The organism is Gordonia marina (genome assembly GCF_052036135.1).
Lineage (GTDB): Bacteria > Actinomycetota > Actinomycetes > Mycobacteriales > Mycobacteriaceae > Gordonia.
Window position 1 is genome coordinate 51,354 of record NZ_JBPSDN010000006.1, and the last position, 16,247, is coordinate 67,600.

15 protein-coding genes are annotated in these 16,247 nt (G+C 69.0%); 5 read left to right on the forward strand and 10 right to left on the reverse strand.

Features of this window, described 5'->3' with window-relative positions; all coding sequences use genetic code 11:
- Positions 1 to 59 precede the first annotated feature (59 nt).
- Both ACSEEN_RS05040 and ACSEEN_RS05045 read left to right on the forward strand, forming a co-directional pair.
- The gene (locus ACSEEN_RS05040) at positions 60 to 644 is read left to right on the forward strand and encodes a hypothetical protein (protein WP_440712520.1); all 585 of its coding nucleotides are present in this window, start codon (positions 60 to 62) and stop codon (positions 642 to 644) included.
- Between the two features lie 94 nt (positions 645 to 738).
- Complete coding sequence (locus ACSEEN_RS05045) at positions 739 to 957, forward strand: CsbD family protein (RefSeq protein ID WP_298445252.1); 219 nt, start codon at positions 739 to 741, stop codon at positions 955 to 957.
- A 36-nt stretch (positions 958 to 993) separates the two neighbouring features.
- Here ACSEEN_RS05045 and ACSEEN_RS05050 read toward each other — a convergent pair whose 3' ends face one another.
- A complete protein-coding gene (locus ACSEEN_RS05050) occupies positions 994 to 1,215 on the reverse strand; it encodes a hypothetical protein (RefSeq protein ID WP_298444013.1) in 222 nt (73 codons plus the stop codon).
- A 167-nt stretch (positions 1,216 to 1,382) separates the two neighbouring features.
- Between ACSEEN_RS05050 and ACSEEN_RS05055 the strand changes: the two genes are divergently transcribed.
- The gene (locus tag ACSEEN_RS05055) at positions 1,383 to 1,967 is read left to right on the forward strand and encodes a Dps family protein (protein ID WP_371306837.1); all 585 of its coding nucleotides are present in this window, start codon (positions 1,383 to 1,385) and stop codon (positions 1,965 to 1,967) included.
- 80 nt (positions 1,968 to 2,047) lie between these two features.
- Here ACSEEN_RS05055 and ACSEEN_RS05060 read toward each other — a convergent pair whose 3' ends face one another.
- Positions 2,048 to 3,673, reverse strand: a complete 1,626-nt coding sequence (locus ACSEEN_RS05060) for an AMP-binding protein (RefSeq protein ID WP_440712521.1) — start codon at positions 3,671 to 3,673, stop codon at positions 2,048 to 2,050.
- Positions 3,674 to 3,869: 196 nt separating this feature from the next.
- On the opposite strand from ACSEEN_RS05060, the gene ACSEEN_RS05065 reads away from it, so the two are divergent.
- Complete coding sequence (locus tag ACSEEN_RS05065) at positions 3,870 to 5,003, forward strand: YncE family protein (RefSeq protein ID WP_298444019.1); 1,134 nt, start codon at positions 3,870 to 3,872, stop codon at positions 5,001 to 5,003.
- A gap of 129 nt (positions 5,004 to 5,132) precedes the next feature.
- On the opposite strand, the gene ACSEEN_RS05070 is transcribed toward ACSEEN_RS05065, so the two are convergent.
- The 7 genes from ACSEEN_RS05070 to ACSEEN_RS05100 form a co-directional block, all read right to left on the reverse strand.
- The gene (locus ACSEEN_RS05070) at positions 5,133 to 6,128 is read right to left on the reverse strand and encodes a sulfate/molybdate ABC transporter ATP-binding protein (protein ID WP_298444021.1); all 996 of its coding nucleotides are present in this window, start codon (positions 6,126 to 6,128) and stop codon (positions 5,133 to 5,135) included.
- A gap of 1 nt (position 6,129) precedes the next feature.
- Positions 6,130 to 7,116 (reverse strand): sulfate ABC transporter permease subunit CysW, encoded by a 987-nt coding sequence (gene cysW, locus ACSEEN_RS05075; protein WP_371306838.1) that lies wholly within the window; start codon positions 7,114 to 7,116, stop codon positions 6,130 to 6,132.
- Entirely contained in the window at positions 7,113 to 7,976 is an 864-nt protein-coding gene (gene cysT, locus ACSEEN_RS05080) for a sulfate ABC transporter permease subunit CysT (protein ID WP_298444025.1), read from the reverse strand. Before cysT ends, cysW begins: the two co-directional genes overlap by 4 nt.
- On the reverse strand, positions 7,973 to 9,013 hold the full coding sequence (locus tag ACSEEN_RS05085) for a sulfate ABC transporter substrate-binding protein (RefSeq protein ID WP_371307609.1): 1,041 nt from the start codon (positions 9,011 to 9,013) through the stop codon (positions 7,973 to 7,975). The genes cysT and ACSEEN_RS05085 overlap by 4 nt, the downstream gene beginning before the upstream one ends.
- A gap of 210 nt (positions 9,014 to 9,223) precedes the next feature.
- Positions 9,224 to 9,424 carry a hypothetical protein gene (locus tag ACSEEN_RS05090; RefSeq protein WP_247864259.1) on the reverse strand — a complete coding sequence of 67 codons (201 nt, stop codon included), beginning with the start codon at positions 9,422 to 9,424 and terminating at the stop codon, positions 9,224 to 9,226.
- 51 nt (positions 9,425 to 9,475) lie between these two features.
- On the reverse strand, positions 9,476 to 11,722 hold the full coding sequence (locus ACSEEN_RS05095) for a M3 family metallopeptidase (protein ID WP_440712522.1): 2,247 nt from the start codon (positions 11,720 to 11,722) through the stop codon (positions 9,476 to 9,478).
- A gap of 96 nt (positions 11,723 to 11,818) precedes the next feature.
- Positions 11,819 to 12,952: an aminotransferase-like domain-containing protein gene (locus ACSEEN_RS05100; RefSeq protein WP_298444029.1), complete on the reverse strand. Its 1,134-nt coding sequence runs from the start codon at positions 12,950 to 12,952 to the stop codon at positions 11,819 to 11,821.
- Between the two features lie 67 nt (positions 12,953 to 13,019).
- Here ACSEEN_RS05100 and ACSEEN_RS05105 point away from each other — a divergent pair, with 67 nt between their 5' ends.
- On the forward strand, positions 13,020 to 13,454 hold the full coding sequence (locus ACSEEN_RS05105; protein WP_440712523.1) for a MarR family winged helix-turn-helix transcriptional regulator: 435 nt from the start codon (positions 13,020 to 13,022) through the stop codon (positions 13,452 to 13,454).
- A 714-nt stretch (positions 13,455 to 14,168) separates the two neighbouring features.
- Here the strand turns inward: ACSEEN_RS05105 and lepA are convergent.
- The gene (lepA, locus tag ACSEEN_RS05110; protein ID WP_298444035.1) at positions 14,169 to 16,046 is read right to left on the reverse strand and encodes a translation elongation factor 4; all 1,878 of its coding nucleotides are present in this window, start codon (positions 16,044 to 16,046) and stop codon (positions 14,169 to 14,171) included.
- Positions 16,047 to 16,247 lie beyond the last annotated feature (201 nt).

Below are 16,247 nucleotides of genomic sequence, written 5' to 3' on the forward strand. Positions count from 1 at the left end.
ACCCCGATCGCCTCCCCTGGCTCCGGCGCGGCGCCGCGCGAGTCTGCGAGAATCGCGGCATGACCGCTGAGCGCCGGACGAGGAACACCCCCGTGGTGCTGATGGCGGCCGGCCTCGGCCTGCTGGCCGCGGCGCTGCTGTGGTCGTATCTCCGGCCGGGGCTGTGGCTCCTCGACCTGGTGGTGGTGCCGGCGGTGTGGCTCGCCCTGGCCGCGGGCCTGGCACTGCTCCTGGCCGGTGCGGTGATGCGCGGACGGCACTCCGCGCGGGCCGCCGCCGGTCCGGCGGCGCTCGTCGTCGGGGCCGTCGCCCTGTGCGTCCTGATCGGCCCGTGGTGGCAGATCACGCCGAAGAGCTGGTTCGTCACGCACCGGGGCCTGTACGAACTGGCACTGCGCACGGATCCGGGAACGAGCTACTACGGCACCTCGCTGCCCGCTCATCTGAGGTTCCTGACCGCGGGTGGCACGGTCTCCGGCAACCCGCAGGGTGCCCGCTTCTTCCCGCAGTGGATCGGTGTTCCCGACGATGCGGGCGGCTACTGGTACAGCCCCGGCCGGTCGCCGGCCGGCTACGACATGTACGGAATGGTCTGCGACGCGCCGGTATCGCTCGGGGACGACTGGTGGATGTGCGGGATCTGAGGACTCCCCGCGGTTTGGGCGACCCCGGTCCCGGGTAACCCGGGACCGGGAGGCGTTCCGGCCTCCCGGCACCGAGCCAGGAAGGGGACCGGTCATGAACGACAAGTCTGGAGCCATGGCGGGCATCAAGGGCGTCGTCGACGGCGTCAAGGGCAAGGCCAAGGAGGTGGCGGGCAACGCCGTCGGGAACGACGATCTCGCCGCCGAGGGCCGACGCGAACGCGCGGAGGCCGGCGCCGAGCGCGACATCGCCAAGCACGAGGCGCAGGCGGAGCAGGCCCGCACCGAGGCCCACCTGCGCGAGAACGGCTGACCCCGCCCGGACGCACCGAGCGGCGAATCGGAGGCGTCAGACCAGGTCGGGCCGGGGTTTGGGAACCGGTTCGGTCTCCGGAATCGGAAGCACGCCCGGATCCGGCACCGACGGCGGTGCGGTCGACGGCGGCGGGGTCTGCGGCGGCGGATCCGGCTCCGGGATGGGCCGTCCGGGCGACGGTATCGGTGGCGGCTCCGGGACGGGCCCGGGCTCCGGGCGCACCGCGGTCTCGTGCGAGGTGGTCTCGTGGATCATGGGCGGTCCTTTCCGGCGACGGGTCGGGCGGTCCCGCGGGAGTACCCGTCGCGGCGGCCGCCCAAACATGTTTGTCCGCCCCGGTCACCGGGTAGCCCCGTGTCGGAGGCCGACCGGCCGGCCGGCCGGTGACGGCCCGATGCCGACGAGTCCACGAAAGGGGAACCATGACTCTCGCTCACCGCACCACGACCACCGACGCCGACGGCGCGATCGATTTCACTCTGCCCGGGGTGGCCAGCCGGGACGCCCACGCGGTGGTCACCGTCCTGCAGGACCGGCTCAACGCCCTGAACGACCTCGCCCTCACTCTCAAGCACATCCATTGGAACGTGGTCGGCCCGCACTTCATCGCGGTGCACACCATGCTCGACCCGCAGGTCGACGCGGTTCGCGCCATGGCCGACGAGACCGCCGAGCGGATCACCGCCCTGGGCGGCATCGCGCTCGGGACGCCGGGCACCATCGTGGAGCAGCGGTCCTGGGACGACTACTCGCTCGACCGCGCCGACGCGATCGCGCACCTCGGAGCCCTGGACATCGTTTACGACGGCCTACTGGAGACCTACCGGCTCGCGATCGGCGGCACCGGTGAACTCGATCCGGTGACTCAGGATCTGCTCATCGGCCACACCCGTGACCTCGAGCAGTTCCACTGGTTCGTGCGAGCCCACCTGGAGCGCCCGTCCGGTGACCTCAAGACCGCCGGGGCCCACACCGAACGACAGGGCGCCCACGACGCCCGTACCTGACAGGGGCCGTAGCCCGACATCGCCGGTGCCCCGGACCGATGGTCCGGGGCACCCGCGATTCACGAAGCTCTCAGTTCACCTCAGCCCTGAATGCGAGTCCGGGTGTCGCCCCAGGCGGCGTCGCGTAGTTCGTTCTTGCGGATCTTGCCGGTCGAGGTCTTGGGGAGCGCGTCGACGAACTCGACCTCGCGGGGTGCTTTGTAGGAGGCGATCCGGGTCTTGACGTGCGCGATGATCTCGTCCGGGGTGACCGTGGCGGTCTCGGCGATCTGCACGTAGGCCTTCGGGCGTTCACCCCATTTCTCGTCGGGGACACCGATCACGGCGACATCGAGCACGGCGGGGTGACTGACGACGGCCTGTTCGACCTCGATCGTCGAGATGTTCTCGCCCCCGGAGATCACCACGTCCTTGGCCCGGTCGAGCAACTGCACATAGCCGTCCGGGTGCATCACACCGAGGTCACCGGAGTGGAACCAGCCACCGGCGAAGGCCTCCGCGGTCTGCTCCGGCGCCTCGAAGTAGCCCTTCATCACCACATTGCCGCACATCACGATCTCCCCCATCTCCACACCATCAGCGGCGACATCGACGAGTTCGCCGTCGACCGGTTCCGGGCGCACCACACGCAGCCGTTCGGCGGTCACCATGCCGACCCCCTGCCGGGCCATCAACACCGACAGCTCCTCACCGGGCAGGTCCGCCCAACTCGGATCGGGCTCACACACCGAGTACGGGCCGTAGGTCTCGGTGAGACCGTAAACGTGAATGATCTCGATACCCAGATGCCGGATCGCCTTGATGATCGTCGGACTCGGCGGGGCGCCCGCGGTCGCGATCGCCATCGGGGTGGTCATCGGATGCGCCTCGGGCGCGGTCGCCAGCGTGGTCAGCACCGTCGGCGCACCCGACATCCGGTTGATGTTCTCGGTATCGATCAGCCGCCACATGTCTTCACCACGCACCGCGCGCAGACACACGTGCGTCGCGGCCATCGCGGTCACCCCCCACGGCCCGCACCAGCCGTTGCAGTGGAACATCGGCAACGTCCACAGGTAGCGGGTGTCGATGGTGAACCCCTGGGTCAGGGCGTTGCCCAGCGACGCCAGATACGCCCCGCGGTGGGTGTACATGACACCCTTGGGCTTGCCCGTGGTCCCCGAGGTGTAGTTGATCGAGATCACCGCGTTCTCGTCGCCGACGGTCCACTCGAAGCGCGCCGCGCCGTCACCGCGCGCCATCAGCTCGTCGTAACGCAGCGCCGGACCCTCGTATTCGCCGTCCTGGGACGGCACCTCGATCACCTCACGCACCGTCGCGAACTCGACACCCGCCACAGGCGCCAGCAGCAGGCCGTCCCCGATCAGCAGCACCGCCCCGGAATGATCACAGATGTACCGCACCTCTTCGGCCGCGAGCCGCGTGTTGACCGCGACCAGCACACCCCCGGCCAACGGCACCGCGAAGTGCGCAGCCAGCAACTCCGCAGAATTGGTGCCCAAAAACGCGACCCGATCACCCGGCCCGACCCCGGAGACGCGCAACGCACTCGCCAGAGTCACCACATCCGCCGCCAACTCCGCGTAGGTGAGACGGCGCCCACCATCGATCACCGCGAGCTTGCCCGGATGCACCGCCGCCGCCCGTTCAAGGAAACGCAACGGCGTAAGCGCGGTATCGAGTCCGGAGCGGGCAGGCTGAGTCATGTGGCATCCCTCATAGTCGTGGAGTGGTCGTGGCTGCCCTCACTATAGCCCGTAGTGGCACTCAGTGCCACATAGCGGACCGAGTAGTCGCCGAACGGTCTGTCACACAAGACGAACGGCCCCGCGCTCATACTCCACCGCGACCGCTTCTCGACGCTGGTCCACGCGCGAGGGCCGATGCACCATAATGACGGCCATGCATCGTCGAACGAATCCGTCCGGAACCGTGTCGCTGTCGGTGATGGCGGCCGCAACGACGGCGTCGCTCCTGCTCACCGGTTGCCAGACGACCAGCGGCACCCACAACACCGTGGATTCGACGGGAGTGGCGGAATCGACCACCGTGGAAACCACGACGCGCACCTACGCGTTTGGTGAGATCTCCGCGCAGATGGGTATCAACGTTCCCATCGGCCGCCCGGCCGTCGCCCACGACGGCAAGACCGTCTGGGTGCCCACCGCGGACTGGATCGAGAGCATCGACATTCCGACGTTGGGACAGCAGGGCGGCGCCAACGTGTATCCGAAACCGGAAGCCAGGCAGATCGCCCTCGCCCCCGACAGCCCGAATCTCTTCTTCGAGGACCGGTTCGGTGCGATCGGTGTCGCCGATTCGGCGACCCGGAAGGTCGTCAAGACGGTGCCCTCCGGTATCGAGAACGACATCGCCGACGAATTCGTCATGTCCAGGAACGGATCCACCGCCTATCTGCTCGGTTCCAGCGACTCCGACGTCGTCTCGATCGTCGACGTCGCGGGCAGTTCGCCGACGAAGTCCGTGCGCACGAATACGTACGCCCGCGGTCCGGGCGCCATCGCCCTCAGTCCCGACGGCGGCACCGTCTACTACCTGGCCCAGACCAAGGGACACCTCGATCCCGAGATCGCCGTCTTCGACACGAAAGCCGCCGCCCTGACGCGGACCATCCCCCTCCCGGAGACGAGCCCGGCGGCCGGGCCGACCGCGTTCGCTCTCTCCCCCGACGGCAAGCATCTGTACGTCACCGGCACCGATCCGGAGGCGGCCGCGGGCGCGCCGCAGACCATGTCGGTGGTCGACACGGCCACCGGCAAGATCACCGCCGAGGTCCAGGTCGGGATCGATCCCGTCGACGTCTCCGTCACCCCGGACGGACGATACGCGGGCGTCGTGAGCCGCCACGACGGCGTGATCTCGCTGATCGACACCCAGACGAATCAGGTGGTCGCCACGGCTGAACAGCCCAAGGCGGAACCGATCTACATCGCTATGTCGCCGGACAGCAGATTCGCTTACGTCGCGACGAAAGCAAGCCAGCGGCTCCTCCAGATCAGCGTCACGCGGAGCTGACCGGCCGCGCGTACAGCCCGGCCGGCCCGCTGACCGACCTCCACATGCACAGCACCCAGTGCCACATCCCCGCTGGTCGCCACACGAGACGTTCGGCCGATCGATCCACGCCCACGCTGACCGAGAAACCTACTCCGCGGCGAGCTGCGGGACGGCCGTGGCGCGGGCGTAGACGGTCTGCCCGGCCGCGAGTTCCAGGGCGTTCTGGTCGCCGCGCGTGATCTGAGCGATGAACTCCTCGCCGGTGTTCGCGGCGGTCAGCTCGACGCGGGTCTCGAAACCGAGGTTCACCACCCGGTTCACCGTCGCGCGGATCACGCCGGTGTCCAGGCCGGTATCGGCCGACGGGTAGGTCATCTCCGGGGTGCGGCCGATCCGGATGTCGTGCGGGCGGACCAGCTGGCCGTTGAGCCGGGACACCGAGCCGAGGAACGACGCGACGAACACGTTGCCCGGCCGGTCGTAGAGATCGTCGGGCGTGCCCACCTGCTCGATGCGGCCCTTGTTCAGGACGGCGATCCGGTCGCTGACGTCCAGCGCCTCCTGCTGGTCGTGCGTCACCAGCACGGTGGTCACGTGGACTTCCTCGTGCAGTTGCCGCAGCCAGCGCCGCAGGTCGTCGCGCACCTTGGCGTCCAGGGCGCCGAAGGGCTCGTCGAGCAGCAGCACCTGCGGATCCACCGCCAGCGCCCGCGCGAGCGCCATGCGCTGCCGCTGACCGCCGGACAGCTGCGACGGGTACCGCTTCTGGAAGACCTCCAGCCCGACGATCTCCAGCAGTTCGTCGACCTTCTTGTTGATCTCGGCCTTGGACCGCTTGCGGATCTTGAGCCCGAAGGCGATGTTGTCGCGCACCGTCATGTGCTTGAACGCCGCGTAATGCTGGAACACGAACCCGATGTCGCGCTGCTGCGGTGACGCCTTCGACACGTCGCGGCCGTTGATCGCGATGATGCCCGAGTCGAGGCTGTCCAGACCGGCGATGGCCCGCAGCAGCGTCGACTTGCCCGAGCCGGACGGGCCGAGCAGCGAGGTCAGCGACCCGGCCGGAATGTCGATCGAGACGTCGTCGAGCGCGGCGAAATCGCCGTAGCGCTTATTGGCACCGGTGACTGTGATGGACACGCTACTTCTCCTCGCCTGCGGGGCGTCGTGGATGGGGGTCTCGACGGGGCTCGACCGGCGGGACGGGCTCGACCGGCGGGACGGGCTCGACCGGCGGGATGTGTTCGGCCGGTGAGTGGGGCTCGACGGGCAATGCCGCCTCGATGATGGACTCGGGCGCCATCAGCGCGCCGGCGTCGACGACGCGGCCGCGGGAACGTCGTTCGATCAGGGTCATGACGGCCAGCACGCTGATCGCGACCAGCATCAGCAGGGTGGCGGCCGCGTACGCGCCGTACTCGTTGTAGTCGTCGGTGTACCGGGAGTTGACCAGCAACGTCAGCGTCTGAGAGACGCCCGGCATGTTCGACGACACCATGGTCACCGCACCGTACTCCCCGAGGGCCCGCGCGATGGTCAAGACGACGCCGTAGGTCAGGCCCCACCGGATGGCCGGAAGCGTGATCCGCCAGAAGGTCTGCCAGCCGCTGGCCCCGAGGGTCGCGGCGGCCTCCTCCTGCTCGGTGCCGATCTCGTGAAGCACCGGCTCCACCTCGCGGACCACGAAGGGCAGCGTCACGAACAGCGTCGCGAGCACCATGCCGGGCACCCCGAAGATCACCCGGAAGCCGAGCGATTCGACGCCGCCGAACCAGCCGTGGCCGCCCCAGAGCGCGATCAGGGCGACGCCGGCCACCACCGGGGACACCGCGAACGGCAGGTCGACGACGGCCGCCATCAGACCCTTGCCGGGGAACCGGCCGCGGGCCAGAGCGAGCGCGGTGAGCACCCCGAAGATGACGTTCAGCGGCACCACGATCACCACGATCAGGAGCGACAGCTGCAGCGCCGAGATCGCCGCGGGCGTGGTGATCCAGTCCCAGAACTGGCCGAGGCCCGGCGACAGCGAGCGCCAGAAGATCAGCACCACCGGCACGATCAGCAGAATCAGCAGGTAGACCAGCGCGACGGCGCGCAAACCGTAGCGGGTCCAGCGCGACACGATCATTCCGACGCCTCCTCACGACGCTGCTGCACCCGTCCGGCGATGCGCAGCACCAGCAGCACCAGGAAGGCGATCAGCAGCAGGATCACCGACACCGACGACGCCGCGACCGGCTCGTCCACCTCGATCTGCTGCTGGATGTACTGCGACGCCACCTGGGTCTTACCCGGAATGTTGCCGCCGATCAGCACCACCGAACCGAATTCGCCGATGGCGCGGGTGAATGCCAGGCCCATGCCGGTCAGGATCGGCGGGGCCAGTGCCGGCAGCACGATCCGCACGAAGATGGTGGCGTTGCGCGCCCCGAGGACCGCGGCCGCCTCCTCCACGTCGCGATCGAGCTCCATCAGCACCGGCTGCACCTGCCGGACCACGAAGGGCAGCGTGACGAAGGTCAGCGCCAGGATCACCCCGGGCTGGGTGGCCGCGAGGTGCACGTCGATCGGGCTGTTCGGCCCGTACAGCGACAGCAGCACCAGCGAGGCGACGATGGTCGGCAGCGCGAACGGCAGGTCGATGAGCGCGTTGACGAAGCCCTTGCCCCAGAAGTCGTCGCGCACCAGCACCCAGGCGATCACGGTGCCGAAGACGACGTTGATCAGGGCCACCGCGACCGACAGCAGCACGGTGATCCGCAGCGTGTCGAGCGCCGCCGGCGCGGTCACCGCGTCCCAGAAGCCGGACCAGCCGTCGTCGAAGGCGCTCGACGCGATCGCGATCAGCGGCAGCAGCACGATGACGGTCAGCCAGAGGCCGGCCACCCCGAGGGTCAGCGGATTGTCCGCGCGCCAGCGTCGTCCGCCGGCCGGCTCCGGCGCCGGGGTGTGCGCGACGGCCTGCCCGGCGGTCGTGGACGCGGTCATCGGCCGGCCTCCTCGTCGTAGATCTTGCTGATCGATCCGGAGGTCCCGAAGAGCGCCTTGTCGGTCTTCTTCCAGCCGCCGAGGTCGTCGATGGTCCACAGCCGTTCGATCCGGCCCGGGAAATCGCCGGCGGTCTCGGCGACGACGGCCGGGTCGACGGGCCGGAAGCCGGCCTGCGCCCAGAGGCGCTGCGCGGGCGAGGTGAACAGGTAGTTCACGAAGGCGCGCGCCGCGGGCTTGTCGTCGGAGGTATTGACGACGGCGACCGGGTTCTCGATCTTGAAGGTCTGCGGCGGGATCACGTAGTCGACGCGCTGGGTGGCGCTCGCGGTGGCGTTGTGCCGCTTGAGCATGATCGCCTCGTTCTCGTAGCTGATCAGCACGTCGCCCTGACCCTGCTCGAACGCCGTCGTCGCCTCGCGGCCGGACTTGGGCAGCACCCGGACGTGATCGCGGACCAGGGCCCGCACATAGTCCAGACCCGCCTGGGGGTTCTTCCCGCCCTCGCTCTCGGCCGCGTACGGCGCCAGCAGATTCCACTTGGCCGATCCGGAGCTGCCCGGATTCGGCGTGACGACGGTGATCCCGGGCCGGAGCAGGTCGGACCAGTCGTGGATGTTCTTGGGGTTGCCCTGCCGGACCACGAGCGCGACCACCGACCCGAACGGGACGGAATGGTTCGGCGCCTGGTTCTCCCAGTCCTTGTCGACCACCCCGGCCTTGACCAGGCGGGTGACGTCCGGGGCGACGGAGAAGTTGACGACGTCGGCCGGCAGGCCGCGCGCGACCTTCCGCGACTGATCACCGGACGCGCCGTACGACTGCGAGAAGCCGATCCCGTGACCTTCCGGGGTGGCCCGGAAGGCGGGGATGATCAGGTCGAACCCGGGCTTCGGTGTCGCGTAGGCGATGAGATTCAGATGACGGCTTCCCGACGAGATGTCGACGCCGCCGGGAGTGTCGGTGGATCCACCGCCGCACGCCGCGAGCAGCCAGGCGAGTGCGGCCACGACGACGAGCGTCGTCGCGGAGCGCAGCGGTGTCGCGGCGCGCAGCGGTCGGCGGGAGCGGTTCTTGGGCACGGGAGAAAGCTAGCAACGCCCACCGGCCGGCTCAACGCTCATGCGGACGGGCGACCGACGAGGCCGCAGCGGGTTTGTCGTGCGCTAGCTGGTGAGGTACCAGGCGACGAGAACCAGAACCAGCAGCGCAGCGAGCGCCCAGGTGACCTTCGAGCGAAACATGAATCAGATCCCAACTCCGTGATCGTCGCCCACCTCGCGCCGATCGAACAACGAAAACACCCATGCGACCAGGAAGTTCACCAGCCACGCCAGTCCCGACGCCAGCGGGATCACCACGGCGAGCACGACGAGCAGCTGGGGAACGTACGGCAGTCCGGTGAGCCACTCCTCCACGGAGTCCCACCACGACAGGAACCCGGCCATCACTACCTCATCGTTCCCTGGTCATTTATTCTCACGCTGACTTAAACAAGGCTACTCGGCCGTGTCATCGCCGACCGCCGCGAGGCCGCGCCGTCGCAGCAGCGGACCGATCTGCGCCGGGCGCCCCAGCAGGCCGGCGTGCGCGGCCACGGGGTCCACGCTGTCGCCCCGCGAGAGCACCGCGTCGGCGAAGGCCCGGCCCAGCGCGCGCTGCAAGCCGCCGCCCCGATGGAACCACTGTTCGGTCTCCGCGTCGAGGATCTCCGACCAGATGTAGCTGTAGTACGCCGACGAGTAGCCGCCGCCGAAGACGTGGTTGAAATAGGTGCTGCGATAGCGGGGCGGGATCAGGTCGCTCGCCAGCCCGGCCGCCGCGAGCGCCGCGGCCTCGAAATCCAGGACGTCAGCGGGGATCTCGTCGACGCCCAGCCGATGCCAGGCGAGGTCGAGCGCGGCGGCGCCGAGGTATTCGATGGTCGCGTGCGCCGGCTCGACGTCCCCCGATGCCCGCGCCGCGTCGAGCAACGCGCGCGGCGCCGGTTCGCCGGTCCGCCAGTGCCGGGCGTAGCGCGCGGTCACGTCCGGGCGCAGCGCCCACATCTCGTTGACCTGCGACGGGAACTCGACGAAGTCGCGCGGCACCGACGTGCCCGACTGCGAGACGTACTCGGTGTCGGAGAGCAGGCCGTGGATCGCGTGTCCGAACTCGTGGAACGCGGTGACCAGCTGGTCGTGCGTGAGCAGGCACGGCTCCCCCGGCTCCGGTTCGGTCAGGTTCAAGACGTTGACGATCACCGGGCGCGTCCCCAGCTGGGTCGACTGGTCGACGATGTTGTTCATCCACGCGCCGCCCCGCTTGGACGGCCGCGCGTAGAAGTCGCCGAGGAACAGACCGATCCCACCGCTCCCTTCGCCGGCTGAGTCGGGCGACGAAGGAGCCCGAGTCGAAGCCACCTCCCAGACCCGCACGTCGGGGTGATACCCGTGCAGATCGGGACGTTCGACGAAGGTGAGCCCGTACAGTTCGCCCGCCGCCGCGAAGATCCCGTCGCGGTAGACCGTGTCGAGTTCGCAGTACTGCTCGAACTCGGTCATCGGATCCTCGTGCCGGTCGGCCGACGGCTCCGCCGAGACCCCCTCGTGCCGGTCGAGCGGAGTCGAGACCCCGTCATGCTGGTCGAGCGAAGTCGAGACCCCCTCATGCTGGTCGAGCGAAGTCGAGACCACCTCGTGCCAATCGGGTTCCCGGGCCGGCTCGGCCGACGGCTCCTTCGAGACCCCCACTCTGGCCAGCGCGTAGGTCACGTCCCACGGCTGCAGCGGCGCCCCGGTGCTCTCGGTCAGCCGCGCGAGTTCGGAGTCCCCGGCGGCCATCGCCGCCGACGACAGCTCACGCAGCAACCCGGCCACGGCCTCCGGGTCCGGCGCGGTCTCCTCGGCGATCACGTATTCGGCGTGGTTCGCGTAGCCGAGCAACTGGGCACGACGCGCCCGCAGGCGCACGATCTCCAGGATCATCTCCCGGGTGTCGTTCTCGTTGCCACGCGCGCACCGGTCGACCGACGCGGTGAAGACCCGTTGCCGCACAGCCGGATTCGTCAGCTTCGCCACCGACGACTGGCTCGTCGGCAGTTCCAGCGTGATCAGGTAGCCGTCGAGTCCCCGTTCCTGTGCGGCCCGGCGGGCGGCGGCGATCTCGCCGGCGGACAGACCGTCGAGGTCCGACTCGTCGGTCACGTGCACCGCCGAATCGTTGGTGTCGGCCAGCAGCCGCTGCCCGAACTCGGTGCTCAGCGTGGCCAGCCGCGCCGAGATCTCCCGCATCTCGGCCTGCCCCACGTCGTCGAGGGCCGCGCCCGCGCGAACCGCGTCCCGGTAGCGGCGCTCGGTCAGCCGGCGTTGCGGTTCGGTGAGCCCGAGGACATCGCGGCGGTCGTAGACGTCGGCGATCCGCGCGAACAGCCGCGGATTCATGGCGATCGCGTTCTGATGTTCGGTGAGCCGGACCGCCAGGTCCTGCGCGATCGCGTCACGCTGCGGATTGCTGTCCGCCCCTTCGAGATTGAAGAAGATCCCGTTGGCGCGGGCCAGGAGACGACCCGAGCGCTCCAGCGCGGCGACGGTGTTCTCGAAGGTCGGCGGCGCCGGGTCGCCCGCGATCGCCTCGACCTCGGCGAGGTGCGCCGGAAGGGCGACGTCGTAGGCGGGGAGGAAGTCGTCGTCGGTGATCGCGGCGAAGTCCGGCAGGTCGTACGGCAGCCCGGAGGGGGCGAGAACAGGATTGACGTCGGAGCCCATGGCACCACTGTGCCATCCGTCGAGAGGGCACCGCCGCCCGCCGTCTCGACGGATTCCGTCCCACCACCTGGATTCCGTTCGCCCGCCCGGTCTATTTCAGGTGGTGGAACGGAATTCGAGTGGGTGGACGGAATCCGGGGAGGGGCGGAGCAGGTCGGCGAGCACTGCGAGACCACGGTCGGCGTCGTCCGGGGCGGCGTGGCTGAAGTTCAGTCGTATCGTCCCCGATTCGGGATCCCCGGGAAAGAACTCCTCACCCGGCATGAAGGCCACCCCGCGGGCGATCGCCTCGTCGAGCAGACTCCGGGTGTCGACCGGCCGGTGCAGCCGGAGCCAGTAGAAGAGTCCGCCACTGGGCGTGGTCCACGACGCGAGGCCGCCGAGGTGACGGCGCAGCAACTCCTCGAAGTCGTCCCGGCGATTCCGGTAGAACGACGCCAGTCCGGCCAGGCGCGCATCCCAGTCGGGCGCGGTGACCGCGTCGTACACGATCCGCTGCGAGAGCCGTGAACTGTGCAGGTCGACGGACTGCTTGAGCATCACCAGCGACGGATACAGATCCGCCGACGCCGTGAGGAAGCCGACGCGCAGTCCGGGCGCGAAGGTCTTCGAGAACGACCCCTGGTAGATCCACGATCCGCCGGTCATCCGCGCGGCGATCGGGGTGCGGTCGACGTCGTCGTAGGCGAGTTCCCGGTACGGGTCGTCCTCGAAGAGGACGGTGCCCGACGCCAGACAACGCTCGGCCAGCCCGGCGCGCTCGTCGGCGGTCAGGCACACGCCGGTCGGATTGCCGAAGGTCGGCACCACGTAGGCCAGCGCGGCGGCGGACAGGTCGTCGAGACCGGTGAATCGCGCCCCGTAGAACCGGAAGACCTGCAGCGCGGCCAGATAGGTCGGCGATTCGACGGCGACGGGCGTCCCCGGATCGACGAAGAGCTTCGCGGCCAGGTCGATCCCCTGCTGGCTCCCGCTGAGGATCATCACCCGCTCGGCCGGGGCATCGAGGCCGAGGTCGGTCAGCCGCCGCGAGACCAGTTCCCGCAGCTCCGGCTCCCCCTCGCTGGGGCCGTACTGCATGAGTTCGGCCGGGACGGTACCCGACCACTCCGGCAGCAACGACGTCGCCGGGAGACCGCCCGCGAACGACACCATGCCCGGGCGGTCGATCACGCCCAGAACCGCGCGGATGGGCGACGGCGCAAGCCCGCCGATACGCTGAGAGAACATGTGCCACACCTCAGATAGGTCAATAAGATTGACCCTTAGTGTGGACGACGGGAGGAAGTAGGTCAAGATGGTTGACCCAGATCGTGAGGCACTGCTGCGCTCGGCGATCGAGGACCTGTACTTCGCCTACCGCACCTTCACCGCGCTGCCCGACCGGCTCCTCGCCGACCTCGACCTCGGCCGCACCCACCACCGGATCCTGCACTTCGTCCGCCGCGACCCCGGCCTCTCCGTCGGCGACCTGCTCGCCATCCTCGAGGTGAGCAAGCAGGCGGTGCACCGTCCGATCAAGGACCTCGAAGAGCGCGGCTATCTCGCGGTCACCGCGGACGACACCGACCGCCGCATCCGCCGCCTCACCCTCACGCCCGCCGGCACCGGCCTGGAAGACCGGCTCACCTCGTTGCAGATGGACCTGCTCGCGACGGCGTTCGACGGCCTCGACGACGGGGCGGTCGCCCACTGGCAACAGGTGATGCGCCGCCTCGCGGCCGGCGGCTGATCCACCCGGGTCCCGCTGGCCTGGGGGTCGTTTCGACTCGGTCTCGGCTAGCGCCTCGACCGGCTCAACGAGCGGAGAAGCCAGGTCACTCCGCCAGGCGAGAAGCAGCACCCTCTCCGACGTCGAGCACGGGCGGGACTGCGGCCATCGATGAGGAGCTCTCTACTGCCAGGCCACTCCGCCAGGCGAGAAGCGGCGCCCTCTCCGACGTCGAGAGGCCGCGACGACGGCCATCGGTGAGGAGGCCTCCGCAGCCCCGGCTAGCAACGAGCGCCTCGTCCTAGAGTCCAGCAGGCGAGGACACCGACGAACGATGGCCGTCGGCGCGGCCACACACGAAAACGCGGAGGCGCTACTTCCCGTTCGGTTCATCTCCAAACTGTCGAGGACAACCCGGGGTGGTCGTTTCGACTCGGTCTCGGCTAGCGCCTCGACCGGCTCAACGGGCGGAGATAGCCGGCTCAACGAGCGGAAGAACCAGGTCACTCCACGAGGCGAGAAGCGGCGCCCCGGCTCAACGAGCGGAAGGGCCAGGCCACTCCGCCAGGCAAGAAGCGGCGCCCTCTCCGACGTCGACAGGCCGCGACGACGGCCATCGATGAGGAGGCCTCCGCAGCCCCGGCTAGCAACGAGCGCCTCGTCCTAGAGTCCAGCAGGCGAGGACACCGACGAACGATGGCCGTCGTCGCGGCCACACACGAAAACGCGGAGGCGCTACTTCCCTTTGGGTTTGTCGCCCACCGCTTCGGTGCTCAGCGCGGCGACGAAGGCCTCCTGCGGGACGTCGACCCGGCCGATCGTCTTCATCCGCTTCTTGCCTTCCTTCTGCTTCTCGAGCAGTTTGCGCTTACGGCTGATGTCGCCGCCGTAGCACTTGGCGAGCACGTCCTTGCGGATGGCGCGGATGTTCTCGCGGGCGATCACCTTCGAGCCGATGGCGGCCTGGATCGGCACCTCGAACTGCTGGCGCGGGATCAGGTCCTTCAGCTTCAGCGCCATCTTGTTGCCGTAGGCGTAGGCCGATTCCTTGTGCACGATCGCGCTGAACGCGTCGACGGCCTCACCCTGCAGCAGGATGTCGACCTTCACCAGGTCGGCCTCCTGCTCGCCGGCCTCCTCGTAGTCGAGGGAGGCGTAGCCGCGGGTGCGCGACTTGAGGGCGTCGAAGAAGTCGAAGATGATCTCGGCCATCGGGAGCGTGTAGCGCAGCTCGACGCGGGTCTCCGATAGGTAGTCCATGCCGCCGAGTTCGCCGCGCCGGGACTGGCACAGTTCCATGATGGCGCCGATGAATTCGCTGGGCGCGATGATCGTCGTCTTGACGATCGGCTCGTAGATGTGGCGGGTCTTGCCCTCGGGCCAGTCGGACGGGTTGGTGACGACGTGCTCGGTGCCGTCGTCCATGATCACCCGGTAGACGACGTTGGGCGCGGTGGAGATCAGGTCGAGGCCGAATTCGCGTTCCAGCCGCTCCCGGGTGATCTCCATGTGCAGGAGGCCGAGGAAGCCGCAGCGGAAACCGAAGCCGAGGGCGACGGAGGTCTCCGGCTCGTAGGTGAGGGCGGCGTCGTTGAGCTGCAGTTTGTCCAGGGCCTCGCGCAGCACCGGGTAGTCGGAGCCGTCGACCGGGTAGAGGCCGGAGTAGACCATCGGGCGCGGCTCACGGTAGCCGGTGAGCGGCTGGGTGGCGCCGCCGCGGGCGGTGGTGACGGTGTCACCGACCTTCGACTGGCGGACGTCTTTGACGCCGGTGATCAGGTAGCCGACCTCGCCGACGCCGAGTCCGGCGCTGGCCTTCGGTTCCGGGGAGACGATGCCGACCTCGAGGAGTTCGTGGGTGGCGCCGGTCGACATCATCGCGATCTTCTCGCGCGGCACGATCTTGCCGTCGACCACGCGGACGTAGGTGACGACGCCGCGGTAGGTGTCGTAGACGGAGTCGAAGATCATCGCCCGGGCCGGGGCGTCGGGGTCGCCGACGGGCGCCGGGATCTGCGCGATGGCCGCGTCGAGCAGTTCGGCGACGCCTTCACCGGTCTTGCCGGAGACGCGCAGCACCTCGCCGGGCTCGCAGCCGATGATGTGCGCGATCTCGGCGGCGTACCGGTCCGGGTCGGCGGCGGGCAGGTCGATCTTGTTGAGCACCGGGATGATCGTGAGGTCGTTGTCCATCGCCAGGTACAGGTTGGCGAGGGTCTGGGCCTCGATGCCCTGCGCGGCGTCGACGAGCAGGATCGCGCCCTCGCAGGCCTCCAGCGCGCGCGAGACCTCGTAGGTGAAGTCGACGTGGCCGGGAGTGTCGATCAGGTGGATCACATACTCCTGCTCCACACCGTTCTCGTCCTTCGCCTTCCACGGCAGCCGCACGTTCTGCGCCTTGATGGTGATGCCGCGCTCACGCTCGATGTCCATCCGGTCGAGGTACTGCGCACGCATGTCGCGTTCGGCCACCACCCCGGTGATCTGCAGCATCCGGTCGGCGAGGGTCGACTTGCCGTGGTCGATGTGCGCGATGATGCAGAAGTTGCGAATCCGCGCGGGATCGGTGAACGTCTGGTCGGCGAAGGTGGAAATCTCTACTGCTCCTTGCACGCCGCGGCCGGCCGCGGGCTACAGGTGCGCCGGGGTCCCGGGCACAGGTCGGTTTCTAGTTTCTCATGACGCCGACGCACGACCCGCATCGCGGCGGACTGCAAAGACGAGGATCCCGCCGAGGGACGCGTCGGCCGGGCAGCCGTCCGGGTCCCAGACCCCCGGCCGCGCCGGAAGTCGATAGCCGGAATCCTCCTCGTT

Coding starts and splice junctions, on each gene's coding strand:
- ACSEEN_RS05040 (WP_440712520.1), top strand. CDS start 60: ATGACCGCTGAGCGCCGGACGAGGAACACCCCCGTGGTGCTGATGGCG.
- ACSEEN_RS05045 (WP_298445252.1), top strand. CDS start 739: ATGAACGACAAGTCTGGAGCCATGGCGGGCATCAAGGGCGTCGTCGAC.
- ACSEEN_RS05050 (WP_298444013.1), bottom strand. CDS start 1,215: ATGATCCACGAGACCACCTCGCACGAGACCGCGGTGCGCCCGGAGCCC.
- ACSEEN_RS05055 (WP_371306837.1), top strand. CDS start 1,383: ATGACTCTCGCTCACCGCACCACGACCACCGACGCCGACGGCGCGATC.
- ACSEEN_RS05060 (WP_440712521.1), bottom strand. CDS start 3,673: ATGACTCAGCCTGCCCGCTCCGGACTCGATACCGCGCTTACGCCGTTG.
- ACSEEN_RS05065 (WP_298444019.1), top strand. CDS start 3,870: ATGCATCGTCGAACGAATCCGTCCGGAACCGTGTCGCTGTCGGTGATG.
- cysW (WP_371306838.1), bottom strand. CDS start 7,116: ATGATCGTGTCGCGCTGGACCCGCTACGGTTTGCGCGCCGTCGCGCTG.
- cysT (WP_298444025.1), bottom strand. CDS start 7,976: ATGACCGCGTCCACGACCGCCGGGCAGGCCGTCGCGCACACCCCGGCG.
- ACSEEN_RS05090 (WP_247864259.1), bottom strand. CDS start 9,424: ATGGCCGGGTTCCTGTCGTGGTGGGACTCCGTGGAGGAGTGGCTCACC.
- ACSEEN_RS05095 (WP_440712522.1), bottom strand. CDS start 11,722: ATGGGCTCCGACGTCAATCCTGTTCTCGCCCCCTCCGGGCTGCCGTAC.
- ACSEEN_RS05100 (WP_298444029.1), bottom strand. CDS start 12,952: ATGTTCTCTCAGCGTATCGGCGGGCTTGCGCCGTCGCCCATCCGCGCG.
- ACSEEN_RS05105 (WP_440712523.1), top strand. CDS start 13,020: ATGGTTGACCCAGATCGTGAGGCACTGCTGCGCTCGGCGATCGAGGAC.